11 protein-coding genes are annotated in these 13,195 nt (G+C 74.0%); 6 read left to right on the top strand and 5 right to left on the bottom strand.

The features are described from left to right. Nucleotides 1-87 precede the first annotated feature (87 nt). The 5 genes from csrA (at nucleotide 88) to ACI79T_RS02705 (ending at nucleotide 3,701) form a co-directional block, all read left to right on the top strand. Nucleotides 88-393 (top strand): carbon storage regulator CsrA, encoded by a 306-nt coding sequence (gene csrA / locus ACI79T_RS02725; RefSeq protein ID WP_456608512.1) that lies wholly within the window; start codon nucleotides 88-90, stop codon nucleotides 391-393. Between the two features lie 200 nt (nucleotides 394-593). Next, nucleotides 594-1,100, top strand: coding sequence for a hypothetical protein (locus ACI79T_RS02720; protein WP_456608511.1), 507 nt, complete (start codon nucleotides 594-596; stop codon nucleotides 1,098-1,100). A 71-nt stretch (nucleotides 1,101-1,171) separates the two neighbouring features. Beyond that, nucleotides 1,172-2,275, top strand: coding sequence for a flagellar biosynthesis protein FliA (locus ACI79T_RS02715; protein WP_456608510.1), 1,104 nt, complete (start codon nucleotides 1,172-1,174; stop codon nucleotides 2,273-2,275). Between the two features lie 314 nt (nucleotides 2,276-2,589). Further along, nucleotides 2,590-2,937: a hypothetical protein gene (locus ACI79T_RS02710; protein ID WP_456608509.1), complete on the top strand. Its 348-nt coding sequence runs from the start codon at nucleotides 2,590-2,592 to the stop codon at nucleotides 2,935-2,937. Continuing rightward, nucleotides 2,934-3,701, top strand: coding sequence for a hypothetical protein (locus ACI79T_RS02705; protein ID WP_456608508.1), 768 nt, complete (start codon nucleotides 2,934-2,936; stop codon nucleotides 3,699-3,701). Before ACI79T_RS02710 ends, ACI79T_RS02705 begins: the two co-directional genes overlap by 4 nt. Nucleotides 3,702-3,825: 124 nt before the next feature. Here the strand turns inward: ACI79T_RS02705 and ACI79T_RS02700 are convergent, their stop codons facing one another. The 5 genes from ACI79T_RS02700 to ACI79T_RS02680 form a co-directional block, all read right to left on the bottom strand. Continuing rightward, entirely contained in the window at nucleotides 3,826-4,152 is a 327-nt protein-coding gene (locus tag ACI79T_RS02700; RefSeq protein ID WP_456608507.1) for a hypothetical protein, read from the bottom strand. 45 nt (nucleotides 4,153-4,197) lie between these two features. Beyond that, nucleotides 4,198-6,306, bottom strand: a complete 2,109-nt coding sequence (locus ACI79T_RS02695; RefSeq protein ID WP_456608506.1) for an NlpC/P60 family protein — start codon at nucleotides 6,304-6,306, stop codon at nucleotides 4,198-4,200. 178 nt (nucleotides 6,307-6,484) lie between these two features. Then, entirely contained in the window at nucleotides 6,485-6,676 is a 192-nt protein-coding gene (locus tag ACI79T_RS02690) for a hypothetical protein (protein ID WP_456608505.1), read from the bottom strand. Nucleotides 6,677-6,783: 107 nt separating this feature from the next. Then, a complete protein-coding gene (locus ACI79T_RS02685; protein ID WP_456608504.1) occupies nucleotides 6,784-8,085 on the bottom strand; it encodes a citrate synthase in 1,302 nt (433 codons plus the stop codon). A gap of 79 nt (nucleotides 8,086-8,164) precedes the next feature. Further along, nucleotides 8,165-12,343 carry an FkbM family methyltransferase gene (locus tag ACI79T_RS02680; RefSeq protein WP_456608503.1) on the bottom strand — a complete coding sequence of 1,393 codons (4,179 nt, stop codon included), beginning with the start codon at nucleotides 12,341-12,343 and terminating at the stop codon, nucleotides 8,165-8,167. Between the two features lie 212 nt (nucleotides 12,344-12,555). Here ACI79T_RS02680 and ACI79T_RS02675 point away from each other — a divergent pair, with 212 nt between their 5' ends. Further along, a complete protein-coding gene (locus ACI79T_RS02675) occupies nucleotides 12,556-13,194 on the top strand; it encodes a PglD-related sugar-binding protein (protein WP_456608502.1) in 639 nt (212 codons plus the stop codon). Nucleotide 13,195 lies beyond the last annotated feature (1 nt).

The following is a 13,195-nucleotide window of genomic DNA, read 5'->3' as shown; positions in this document are numbered from 1 at the left end:
GTGAAGCCGCGTCAGGGACGCGGCTCCCGTGCCCGCACCCGCGGGCACCGCCACGGACGGCCATCACACACCCATGGAGGGGTACTCGTGCTCACACTCACCCGCAGCGTCGGCGAGACGATCCGCATCGGGGACGACATCGAGGTCCACGTCGTCGAGGTACGCGGCGGCACCGTGCGGCTGGGCTTCAAGGCCCCCCGCGAGGTCGCCATCCACCGCGAGGAGGTCTACCGGCAGATCGCCGAGGCCAACCTCCTGGCCGCGCAGGTCACCGCGGACACGCTCGGCGCCCTCGCGGCGTTCGCGCCCACGGCCCTGTCGGACGCGGCCGACGAGGGAGCAGCAGTGGCGGAGAGCCCGGGCCCCGTGGACGCGGCGCGCTCCGGCGACTGACAGATCTGCACGGCTGCCGGGGGTGGACCTCGGCAGACCGTGCCAATCTGACGGCCCGACGGGGCCTGACGGCCGCGACACGGGCAACTATTGCCGAAGCTTCGGCTCGACAACTGCGGTGGACACAGCGAGTTGTGTTCCGTGATCGGTGCGTGCATGCGGCAGATTTCTCCCCAAGCAAGTGACAGGGGGCGATCAAGATGGCACGCAACGCAATCACCGCTTCGGCGGCCGGCGACCAGGCCGGTGAGCAGGAGTCCGTGGTGGTCCACGTGCAGCTGCGGCCGCGCCGCGGCGCCACCCGCAAGTGCCTCGCGGCGCTGGCGACGCTGGCGGCCGAGCACGAAGACGTGGTCTTCGCCGTCACCGGCCTGAGCAAGGACGACCGCGTCGTCCGGGTGACGGTCGGGGTCGACCTCGGCCCCCGCACCGCGGTGGCCCGGTTCTCGCCGCAGGCGCAGGCGGCCTACGCCTTCGTCTCGGCGCTGTTCACCTCGCTGTACGACCACATGCCGGTCTACACCGCGGAGCCCAGCGGCGCCGAGCGCGCCGCCGCCACCGCGCTCCTCGAGCACGTCAGCGCGGGCGTCGCGCGGGCCGACGCGCTCTCCGTCGACGCGTTCGACGTGCTGCCCGGCCCGTCGGCGCCGAACGCGCCCATCCCCTCGCCTCGCCTCCCCGGTCCGGGGGAGCGCATCCCGGCCTGACGGCCTTCCGCGCGGTACGCCGGCGCCGGCGTACCCGGCACCTCTTCTTCCCCGTAGTGCCTGGAGTTCCGATGTCCGATCGCATCCCGTCCCCGACCCCCTCGACCGCAGACGACCGCGCCCGCAACCGCCAGCCCCTGGTGTTCGGCGGGCTGCCCGAGGCCGACGGCTGGGCGCTGGCGCCCATCACGCCCCGCGACCGCGTGCACTTCCGGGTGGACCACGAGCTGCCGCTCGACGAGTTCCGCCGGGAGCTGCCCGACGGCGTCACGGCCAGCTACGACCAGGGCGACGGCCTCTACCGGGTCGACGGCGCCTGCGGAACGGCCGCGGTGCTCGCCGACTGGGTCAAGGCCTGGTGTGCCGGGCGCGGCGTGACCACCGTCGGGCTGCGCGCCGAGACCGGGGTCCGTCGCCGCGCCCCCCGGGACCTGCCGGCGGATTTCCTCGCCGACCTGTGCCGCCACTACGGGCCGGTGAGCCTCAAGCGGCTGCAGCGGAACATGAGCACCATCCGGCTGCACCTGCCCGACCCGGACGACCTCGGGCAGCAGGTGTTCGAGTGGGTGCTCAAGGCCGTGGCCCAGTACGACGAGACCAAGTCGGTCCCGTTCGGGGCCTTCCTGGCCACCCAGCTGTCCAAGTGGGTGCACGACCTGGGGCGCAACGCCCACGGGCGCACTGCCGCCGACACCGAGCACAAGCAGCAGAAGGCGATCGCCGCCTTCATGGCCGAGCACCAGCGCCGGCCGAGCGAGCGGGAGCTGGCCGCCTACATGGGCCAGAGCGTCGCCACGCTGCGCCGCAACTCCCAGACCGTCGCCACCCTCAACGGGTTGCGGAACCTGCAGTCGCTGGACGGCACCCCCGAGGCGACGGAGATCCTGCTGCCCGACTCCTCCGAGGCGCCCGACGAGATCATGGGGGAGGCGGAGCAGACGCTGCTGTCGCACGCCCTCACCGCCGCCTGCGCCCCCGACCCGAACGCGCGCAGCGACCAGCGCGCCGGCCAGCCCAACGTCCTGGGCTGGGCGACGTGGTACCTCACCACCTGGGGCGGGCAGACCAAGACCCAGCTGTCCGCCGACCTGAACACCTCGGTGCGCAACATGAACGTCTACGCCGACCGCGTGGAGAAGGCCCTCAAGGACCGGCTGGCCGAGCTCGCCGACTGAGTGGCGACCTGATCCGAGATCGTCGAGATCCCGCGAGCCCGCACCCGTTCCCGAGCGGACGGTGCCGGCTCGCGGGATCTCGTGCGTTCGGGGTGGAGCGGCAACCGGCCGGGTGCCAGGGGTGTGCACGGGACGGGACGTGCCTGCGCGCCGGACGGGCCCGCGCTCGGAGCAAATACGGAAAAGCCGCCGGTGAGGGGTCCGTTGGCTCCTGCACCTGCCGATATCCCTCATGTGACGCCCCGTCCGAGCAACCGCCACCACGCCGATCCGGCGTCGTCGGCGCTCGGACCGGCCTGCCGGGACGGTGCCCGGTGAGCGCGCTGCCGTCGGGTGATCCGGGTGTGCCGGTCCTCGCCCCGCACTGGCTCGACGCCGCGGCCCGGGAGTTGCTCGCCGACACCGTGCGGACCGCGCTCGGGGATCACGCGCTGCACCCCGTCACCGCCATCCACCTGCAGGACGTCCTCACCGAGCTGCACGTGGCGGCCGCCCGCGAGGCGGTGTGGCCCGCGTCGACGGCCCGGGTCCGTCTCGCGACCGGCTGGGACGCGGACGTCCTCCCCGTCCGGCTGAGCCCGGCCGAGCTCGCCGGGGTCCTCGCCCTGCCCGGCCTGCCGGACCGGCTGCGCGGCCTGCTCACCAGTGGGGGCCGCACGTGACCGCCGGCCTCTTCGGCACCGCGTCGTCCGCCCGGTTGCTGCACCGCCTCCGGGCGGCGCCGGTCGAGGTGGCCGACCTGCACGACGTCGCGACGGAGCTGCTGCCCCGGCTGGCGTCCCCACGGCTGCAGCTGGACCTGGTGCGTCGCCCGGGCGCGGGCACCGTGCTCCACCTCGAGGAGGACGAGCGGGTCCAGCGGGTGCCGCTGACCGACCTGGCCGACGACATGAGCCGGGCAGGGGTGCCCGGCACGGCCGCGGGCATCGCCGCCGCGCTGCGGACCTGGGTGGCCCGCCGCCCCGTCACCGATGCCGCGGCGGCCGCCGGCGGGGTCGCGGTGCTCGACTGGGCGGACGCCGGCCAGACGTCGATCGGCTGGACCGTCGTCGTGCTGCGGGGGGAGCTGGCCGTGCTGTGGACGCCCTCGCCGGCGGCCCGGACGGCGGAGCTGCACCGGGTGCGCTCCGCGGCCACCGGCCGGGCGCACGACGTGCGGCTGGAGCTGCGGGTGGAGGGCCCCCTGGCGCTCTGGTCGCACCGCACCGTGCCGGCGCTCGCCTCGGCCGCCCTCGTGGCCCCCGAACTGCTGCTGCACCGGATCGCCGGCGCGGGCCTGGCGCTACCCGACATGCACGTCGTGGTGACGCCGCACCGGCCGGTGGCCTGCGCGGGGCCCGGCGTCGCCCGGCGGCTGGCCGGCCAGGCCAGCGACGCGAGCGTGACGCTGCCCTGGCGCCGCCTCGTCGACCTGCCCTGGCTCTGAACCGTCCCGGACGGTTGCGGCGGCCAGACGGTCAGGAGATGTAGCCGCACTCCCAGTGCCGGATGTCCGATGCGTACTTCAGCCCCGGCCCGGGGCGGCCTATGGAAGACGACCGGGCGGACGCTCAGGGAATCGAGCTCGGCCCCGGTAGATCCTGGGTGGCGAGGCGGTGCAAGATCCCGACGAGGTGCCGCAGGTCGTGCCACACCGATATCACCTGGTCCGGTTCCAGGATCTCGTCGAGCGTGTCCACGTCGTCAGAGAGTTGACCGAGGGTGAAGTCCGGCGCCGACGGCGTCTCATCGACCCGGTACGTCGCGCGCGCGTCGAGCACCCAGTAGTAGTCAGCTGACAAGGGGACCTCGTCCCCGCGTTCGGCTTCGAGCGCGGTGAGCACGCGGTCGAGGGCCTCCCGAAGCTTCCCCATGGGCACGGACAGCGGAACGGTCATGTGTGACTTGCTACCAGCAGATCCCTCCGGGGCCGCCTCGGGCTGCTAGCTGATTCGACCGAACTCCCAGTGCCACGGCTCGGGCTTCTCGCCGCCGGGACGGGCCCAGTCGGGCTGGACGAAGCCGAAGCGGGCGGCGTTGGCCGTCATCCAGGTCCACTGCGGCGTCCCGGCGACGTTGACCCCGCCGCCGATGTCGACCGCGAGGGCCCAGCCGTGGTTCGACGTGCCCGGGACGGCCGCCAGCCCCGGCTTGGCGTAGTACGCCGCCACCTGCGCCCCGAAGGACCGGTAGGAGTCCGTGATCCGCAGCGGCGTGCCGAACTCCGCGGCGAAGGCGGCGTCGAGCTGGGCGTAGGAGGCCGCGGCGTCGCAGCGCAGCGCGTGCCCGGCGATGCCGAGCCGGCACAGCGCCTCCGCGGGGATGCGGCCGTTGGACCAGCCGCCCCACGCCGGGCTGACCGGACCGGGTGCGGGCAGCGGGGCACCGCACGCGCCGGTCCCGCCGCCGGCGGGCAGGGGTGCGTTCGGGACGACGGGGGCCGGCACGGGGACCCGCACCGCCGCGGCGCCGGCCGGCAGCGGGCGCACCCCGACCTGGTAGGACGCCGCCGAGGCGCCGACGACGTCGCCGTCGCCGAGGTAGATGCCGACGTCCTGGCCGCCGGGGGAGAACACCAGGTCGCCCACCTGGAGGTCGCGGGTCGGCACGGCGGTGCCGGCCGCCCACTGGGCCGCGGGGGTGCCCGGCAGCGCGTACCCGGCCAGCAGCCAGGAGGCGGCGGTGAACCCACCGCAGTCGTAGGTCTCCGGGCCGGTGGTGCCCCCGACGAACGGCTTGCCGAGCTGGGAGAGGGCGTTGCTGACCGCGGCCACCGTCTCGGCGGGGAGCACGGTCACCGGCTGGCTGGCGATGATCGCCCAGGCCACCCCGGGGACGGGGTGGCCGTCGGCGTCGAGCGCGGGGGAGAGGCCGGCCGGCAGCGCGTCGAGGTCGGCCAGCGCGGCCGCGGGCGGCGGCGCGATGCCGGCGGCGGCGAGCTGCCCGAGGTACTCCTGCCACCGGCGCGTCGCCGCGTCGTTGCGTTCCTGCTGCACGCCGGAGGCGGGGATCGTGCTCAGGCCCGCGAGCTGGACCGAGACCTCGGCGGGGAGGTCGTCGACCTCGGCGCGCACGGCCACCAGGACGTCGGCGGCCCGCCGGTCGGCGGCCGCCACGGCGGCGCGCGCGTCGGCCACGCGGGCCACCGCCGCCTCGAGCCGGGCGGCGCTCCGGGCCGCCCGGACGGCGTCACCCGTCAGGTCAGTCCCGGCGCGGTCGGCCAGGGCCTGCAGGTAGAGCACGCCGGAGACGGCGTCGGCGTCGCGCAGGTCGAGCGCCAGCACCGGGTAGCGGGTGGTGGCGCCGGCCCGGTAGAGCTCGGCCGCACCCGCCCCGACGGGCAGCTGCGTGCGGGCGAGCTCGTCCCGGGCGGCCTGCTCGGCGGTGAGCGCGTCGGCGAGGCGGGTGCGTCGCTGCTCGGCCTCACCGGCCAGCTGCTGATAGCGGTCGGCCTGCTCCAGCAGCGAACTGCGCGCGGTGAGCGCCAGCGTGGTCGGGTCGAGCGCAGTGCCGGCCCCCTCGGGCGCCGGGGCGCCGGGGAGCAGGAGGGCGAGCGCGGCCGGGATCAGCAGGGCACTGGTCGCGACGACGCCGAGGCGGGTCGACCACGTCGTCCCGGTGCGCTCGGCGCGTCGCGCGGCCCGGGTGCGGCTGCGGGCAGGCGCGCGGCGGGCCGCGCCACGACCGGCGGTGGGGCGTCCGCGGCCGGCCGGGGTCCGGGACGTGCCCGGGCGCCGGTCACCCGAGCGGGCGGCGACGGCGGCGCGGGCCGCGGCGAGCTGCTCCGGGGTGACCCCGGGACGGGCGGCGGCCGCCTGGCGCTGTGCCCGTGCCTCCCGCAGCGCCGCAGACTGCGCCGGGGTCAGGGGCGGTCGGGCCGGGGCGCGCTTCCCGCCGGCCGCACCGGCGGAACCGGAGCGGGCGGCGGTGCTGCGGGTGCTGGACGTACGGGTGGCGGAGGTCCGCGGGGCGGCGCTGCGGCCGGCGGGGGTGCGGGCCGAGGACGCCGGTCGGGGCGTGCTCGCACGCGCGGGTGTGCGCGGTGCAGCCACTGCGTCCCCCCGGGCGATCTCGTCGTGACGGATGGGGCTCCTGGGACCAGTGAGGTCAGGAGCTCACGCACATCCATCGACACGCCGTGGGAGATGCTTGAAGTAGTGCTCTCGGAGGGTCACCCGTTCGGGGTGGGGTGATCCTCGGGGGAGATGCGGAGGCCGCGGGGGACGCCCCTCAGGGCGCCCACCAGGCGCCGTGCCGGTGCTCCAGCGGGATCCTCAGCTCGCCGCCGTCCTCGGTCGAGACGACGAACTCCAGCTTGGTGATCCGGACCGGCGAACCTTCGCCCTCGGGCTCGAGGAGCCGGCCGGTGGCCAAGGGCATGGGCGGCAGGACGAGGAGGTCCTCGTCGGGGAGCTCGGCCATGCGCGGTCCTTCCGAGAGCGGGGTCGCATCCACCGTAGGGACCGCACCCGGGGACGCAACGGGCCGGGTGACCCCGGAGGGTCACCCGGCCCGGGGGTGAGGTGCGTTCAGCGTGCGTCGAGGGGGATGAAGTCCCGTTCGGTCGCGCCGGTGTAGAGCTGCCGGGGACGACCGATCTTCGTCGACGGGTCGGCGATCATCTCGCGCCACTGCGCGATCCAGCCGGGCAGCCGGCCGAGCGCGAAGAGCACGGTGAACATCCGGGTCGGGAAGCCCATCGCCTGGTAGATCAGCCCGGTGTAGAAGTCGACGTTCGGGTAGAGCTTGCGCTCGACGAAGAAGTCGTCCTTCAGCGCGATCTCCTCGAGCTGGCGCGCCAGGTCGAGCAGCTCGTTGTTGCCGCCGAGCTTGTCGAGGACGGTGTCGGCCGTCGACTTCACGATGGCCGCGCGGGGGTCGTAGTTCTTGTACACCCGGTGGCCGAAGCCCATCAGCTTGACGCCGGGCTCGCGGTTCTTGACCCGCTCGACGAAGCGCGGGATGTCCCCGCCGTCGGCCTTGATGGCCTCGAGCATCTCCAGCACCGACTGGTTGGCGCCGCCGTGCAGCGGGCCGAACAGCGCGTTGATGCCGGCCGAGACGGAGGCGAACAGGTTGGCGTGCGAGGAGCCGACCAGCCGGACGGTCGACGTCGAGCAGTTCTGCTCGTGGTCGGCGTGCAGGACGAAGAGCATGTCCAGCGCCTCGGCCAGGTCCGGGTCGACGTCGTAGGGCTCGGCCGGGAACCCGAAGGTCATGCGGAGGAAGTTCTCCACCAGACCCAGCGAGTTGTCCGGGTACAGGAAGGGCTGGCCGACCGACTTCTTGTAGGCGTAGGCCGCGATGGTGGGCAGCTTCGCCAGCAGGCGCAGGGTCGACATCTCGACCTGCTCCTCGTCGAAGGGGTCCAGCGAGTCCTGGTAGAAGGTCGACAGCGCGCTGACCGCCGACGACAGCACCGGCATCGGGTGCGCGTCGAGCGGGAACCCCTTGAAGAACTGCTTGAGGTCCTCGTGCAGCAGGGTGTGCCGCCGGATCCGCTGGTCGAACTCGCCCAGCTGGTCGGCGGTGGGCAGCTCGCCGTAGATCAGCAGGTAGCTGACCTCGAGGAAGCTGGCCTTCCCGGCGAGCTGGTCGATCGGGTACCCGCGGTAGCGCAGGATGCCGGCGTCACCGTCGATGTAGGTGATCGCCGAGGTGCACGCCGCGGTGTTCACGAAGCCGATGTCGAGGGCGACCTTGCCGGTGGTCGCCAGCAGCTTGCTCGTGTCGATGCCGTCGGCGCCCTCCGTCCCGGTCCTGATGGGAAGGGGCAGCTCGCCGCCGCTCCAGCGCAGGGCTACGTCGTCGGTGCTCGCTGATTCGCTCATCGCTCGGCACGTTACTGCGTGCCAGGGCGTCGCGGGAGGCGGACGGGCGTGTCCTCCCGTCCGCGTGCCGCGGCCGGGGTCAGGTCCGCTCGACCGGGCGGGCGAACACGTTCACCTGGCCGAGGTAGCCGTCCGGCAGGGGGAACGGCAGCACCCGGCCGTCCTCCTCGGCCAGCGCGGTGAACTCGAACTCCCCGGCCCGGCCGAGGAGTTCGATCGAGTCCTCCTGCGTCCAGCCGTGGTCGGCGGCGGCGACCGGCGTGTACTCGTAGACGACGGTCGGCCGGACCGCGGCGATGAACTCCAGCGCGCCACGGAGCACGTCCGGTTCATGGCCCTCGACATCGATCTTCAGCAGCGAGACGCCGTCGAGTTCACCGGCCGCGTGGAGGGTGTCCAGCCGGATCGCCGGCACGGTGACCTGCTGCCACTCGTTGAGCAGCCCGAAGGCGTGCCGCCGGGCGGACGCGATGGCGCTGTTGCCCGGCGTCGCGTTGAACACGAGGGACCCGTCCGAGTCGCTCACCGCGGCGTTGAACAGGGTCACGTTCGGCGCGTCGTTGAGCGCGATGGTCGACGCGGCGAGCCGCATCGTCTCCGGCGAGGGCTCGAAGGCCAGGACCTGCCCTGCCGGACCCAGGTGCGCCGCCATGCTGGCCGCGACCACGCCGATGTTGGTGCCCACGTCCAGGTAGTCCCCCGGGCGCCGCGAGAGCTCCACCGCGAGCGCGTCGATGAGGGTGCTGTTGCACCCCGGGTCGACGGCGTGCAGGGCCGACGGCCAGTCCCGGGCGTCCCCCAGGTACTGGACGCCGCCGGTGAGGGTGCCGGTGAAGTACGGCCGGCCCGGCGGGACGTCGGCACGCAGCCGCGCGAAGTCCCGGACGAACTGCTCGTCCACCCGGGACAGCGGTCCGGTGCGGCGACCGGACCGCTGGAACTCCGCCTCGGTCAGCGCATCCCACATCCCGCTGAAGTCGCCGATCTGCTCCTGCACGCCGGAGAGGACTTCCCGGCAGTCGGGCAGACGGAGCCGGGCCACGCCGGCTCGGTCCGCGTCCGTGCCGCCGGGGAGGTCGCCGGGGAGGTCGAACGTCCAGGTCGCGAGGGCGCGGCCCTCGTGCCACCAGCGCCGGCGGGGGACGACGGCGAGCCACGGTTCGGGCAGCAGGACCGCGGGGTCCTCTGCGGGCACGAGCTCCAGGTCGATGTCGGGACCGGCGGCCAGGGCGCTCTCCAGCAGGGGGACGGCGTGGTCCAGGTCCGCCGGCGGCACCGTCACCACGGCCCGCTCGGCGACGCCGGCGGCGAGGAGCTCGCGGAAGGCCTGCACCGTGGCGCCGACCTCGACGGGGTCGAGGGCGGGGGCGGCGAGGGCGACGGGGTACCGACGCGTCCAGACGTCGAGCTCCTGGGTGAAGCGGTCGCGGACGGCGGGCCCGTGGGCGCGCTCGGCCAGGCCGGTGGCCCGGGTGGCCGGGGTGGGCCGGGTGAGCTCGACGAGGGCGGCGGTGGACAGGAAGGCGGCCTCCAGCGCGGCACCGTAGTTCTCGGTGTCGATGAGCTGGTGCAGGCGGTTGGCCGCCTCCACCAGGGCCCTGGCCTGGGCCCGCCGCTCGTGGCCCTCACCGGCGAGGAACCCGTGTCGGGCGCCCCAGTCGGCCAGCCGGGACCAGTCGCGTTCCCCCCGGCCGAGGTACCGGGGGTTGTGGGTGTTCTGCCCGGCGTGGAGGCGGAACCGGCTCAGCGTGCGGGGGGTGTAGAAGGCCGGGCCCTTGGCGAGCAGGTGCAGCCAGAGCTGGACGTCGTTGAGCACGTCGACCGTGCGGCCGTCGATGATCCAGAGCTCCGCGGGGTCGACGTCGTCGCGTCGGAACAGCACGGTGGTGGGCTCGCCGATCACGTTGGCGCAGTTGAGCAGCACGTAGTTGCCCAGCCCCTCGCCGGCGAGCAACGTCGGCCGGTCGGCCAGCTTGGGGAACTCGTGGTCGGGAACGGCCTTGCCCTGCTCGTCGATCAGCATCCGGTGGGAGAAGGCCATGGCCGCCTCCGGGTGCTGCTGCATGCCGCGCACCAGCTCCCGCACGCAGTCGGTGCCGAGCACGTCGTCGTGCATGAGGTACTTCACGTACTCCCCGCGGGCCTCGGCCAGCAGTCGGCGAGGGTTCTCCAGCGCGCCGATGTTGGGATCGAACCGGAGCACCCTGACCCGGGCGTCCTCGGCTGCCACCCTTGCGAGGATCTCCGGGGTCCGGTCGGTCGACCCGTCATCACCGACGAGCACCTCGATGTTGCGGTGGCTCTGCCCGAGCGCGGACCTCAGCGCCGCCTTGAGGAACCGCTCACCGTTGTAGGTCGGGACGAGGATGCTGACGAGGGGCTCTGCCACGGGCGTTTTCTCCTGACGGTCGGGTGCGATGGCCTGGGTGGCCTCCAGGACGCGGCGCCGACTCCACAGCTGGGCGTCGACCCCGTACGCCTGCCGCGTCGTCCGGAGTCCGGCCTGTGCGACACGGCGCAAGCCGTCGGGCTCCGCCAGCATGTCGAGGACCCGCTGCACGACCTCGGTGGCGTCCGCTGCCGGCATGTGGATGTCGCGGCGGTCCGTGTAGAGGCGGTTCTGGTTCAGCGGGTCCGTCGCTACCACGGCGACGCCGCACAGCGCCGCCTCGACGCACGCGCCGGTCGGGAACCCGTCGAAGGCGCCAGGGGCCAGCCGCCCCGTTGCCGTCGGTGAGACGACGATGTCCATGCTCCCGAAGAACTCGCGCAACTGGGGGGTGCTCAGCACCCCGGCGAACTCGAGCTCGAGGTCCGCGTGCTCGTCGGCGACGTCCGAGGCGCCGAAACCGCCGACGACGTGGCCGCGGACGGGGAGACCCGCGTCCCTGAGCAGACCCAGGGACTCCAGGAACACGGGGAAGCCCTTGTCCGAGCCGTCGGGGGTGTAGCGGTGCGCCACGAAGCAGACGTCGAGGACCGGCTTGCCGCTGCCGAAATACTCGGTCCGCAGGCCGGGGCCAGGCCTGAGGTAGCCCGGATCGACCACGACACCGAGCACCTCGGTGACCGGGACCGACCCACCGGTGATGGTCTGCACGAGGTCGGTCACCAACGGCTGGGTGGTGATGACGTGCCGGAGCTGGGGGGAGCGCAGCACCCGGCGCAGCTTGCGCTCCGCTCCGGCCTCGCCGAGGTGCAGGCCACCCCCGGGATAGAGGGTCAGGACGAACGGCAGCGCGGCTCGCTCCAGGTCGGCCAGGAAGCGCGCGGCGTTGTTGAGGAACATGACCGACGCGGAGTCGAACTCCGCGAGCCGGCGGGCGTCGTACGGCGAGATCCCGGTGGCCGTCCGGGGGTGGAGTTCCGCGTACTGGCTGACCAGGGGCTCGAGCGGCTCGATCGTCGTCATGACCTCGGCGACGACGCCGTGGCGCAGCATCCAGTCGAACTCCGCGATGCGGAAGCCCGTGCCCTTCGTCGGGAAGTAGTCGTCGAGCACCACCATCCCGCGGGCCCCGTCCGGTGCGGCGGCGGACGCTGCGGGCTCGGCCGGGGCGACACCCGGAGGGGCGTCCGGGGCGCCGGTGCCCGCACTCAGCTCCTGCACGACGTCCGGCGCCAGCAGGTGCAGGTAGGTCGGCACGAGCGAGTGCACGTGCTCGTGGGGCGCCCGGTGCCGCGGAGCGCCGCCCGGGAGCAGTCCCACCGGCCCGTACCCGGTCATCGCCAGGCCGATCAGCCAGTCGTGGGCTGCCGTCTCGAAGATCTCCGGGTGGAGTCGTTCCACCGCGTCGCCCCGGTACGTGGCGCGGCTCCACGCCAGGGCGACGTCACCCTGCACCAGCTGTCGAGCCGTCACCTCGACGTGGGCGGAGGAGATGCTGCCCTCGGCGAGGCTGCCCGCGGCGGCCATGGACACGTGTGGATGGGTGTCCAGCAGCTGCACCTGGCGTCGCAGCTCGTCGGACGACGACCACTCGTCGTTCCCCGCGAGCACGGCGATGTAGCGGCCTCGGCAGGCGGCGAAACCGCGGTGGAGGCCCAGCGCGGCGCCGGGTCGTCTCTCGCCGGCGAGAGCACGCACCTCGACGGCCACCCGCTGCGACCACGCCGCGACGACCGGCAGCGTGCGACCGCCGGACGACTCGTCGACGACGACGATCTCGACAGCTTCGTCGAGTCGCTGGCTCCGGATCGACTCCAGCGCGCGCTCGACGAGGCTCCCCTCATCGCGGATGACCAGGAGGACGCTCACTCGTGGAGGTGTCACGCGCGTCGACCGCCTTTCCGAGTGCTGAACCACGGGAGGGTGGCGTGGATCCGATCCACGCGGTCGTCGTCCGGCGGGAGGGCTGAGAGCGAGGGGCGCCCACTGCGCGTAGGTCCGGGGGAAGCGCGCCGCGATCGGCCAAGATGTGTCCGAACTCGCCCGAGGGGCGGGTGTCGTCGGACGACCCGGGAGCAGCAGTGGAACGACTGGTCGTGATGGGTGCGGGTGGGCACGCGCGTGAGGTCCTCGACGTGCTGGAGTCCATCCCCGACGGCCCGGCGCGGGAGCGGACGACCGTCTTCGCCGAGCCGGGGTCGACCACCGCGGCGGCGGCGGCGGCCGTCCGGGAACGGGGCTACGGGCTGGTCGACGCCCTGCCGGCGGATGCCAGCCACTACCTGCCGGCCGTCGGCGCCCCGGCGCTGCGACGACGGTTCGTGACGCTCGCGGAAGACCGGGGTCTGGAGCCGGTGCAGGCGGTGAGTCCGCTGAGCACCGTCCCGCTGGCCGTGCGGGAGGTTCCCGGCCTGGTGGTCTTTCCTCGTAGCCACATCAGCACGGCCGTCACGCTCGGCCGCCACTGCCATCTCAACACGGGCTGCTCGCTGAGCCACGACTGCCGGCTCGGGGAACGGGTGACGTTGGGCCCCGGTGTGCTGCTGGCTGGCGGCGTCGTCGTCGAGGATGACGCCTTCCTCGGAGTCGGCGCCGTCGTGCTGCCCGGCCGCCGGATCGGTAGCGGCGCCGTGGTGGGCGGGGGCGCGGTCGTGGTGCACGACGTCGCCCCGGCGACGACGGTCGCCGGCAACCCCGCCCGCCCCCTCGGCCCGGGCTGAG

Source organism: Blastococcus sp. SYSU DS0619 (genome assembly GCF_054051035.1).
The sequence above is the reverse complement of the archived record's forward strand: the minus strand, read 5'-3'. Positions and strand labels throughout refer to the sequence as shown.

Bases quoted from the DNA above. Each gene is read 5' to 3' on its own strand.
- ACI79T_RS02720 (WP_456608511.1), top strand. From the start codon at position 594: ATGGCACGCAACGCAATCACCGCTTCGGCGGCCGGCGACCAGGCCGGT.
- ACI79T_RS02715 (WP_456608510.1), top strand. From the start codon at position 1,172: ATGTCCGATCGCATCCCGTCCCCGACCCCCTCGACCGCAGACGACCGC.
- ACI79T_RS02685 (WP_456608504.1), bottom strand. From the start codon at position 8,085: ATGAGCGAATCAGCGAGCACCGACGACGTAGCCCTGCGCTGGAGCGGC.
- ACI79T_RS02700 (WP_456608507.1), bottom strand. From the start codon at position 4,152: ATGACCGTTCCGCTGTCCGTGCCCATGGGGAAGCTTCGGGAGGCCCTC.
- ACI79T_RS02690 (WP_456608505.1), bottom strand. From the start codon at position 6,676: ATGGCCGAGCTCCCCGACGAGGACCTCCTCGTCCTGCCGCCCATGCCC.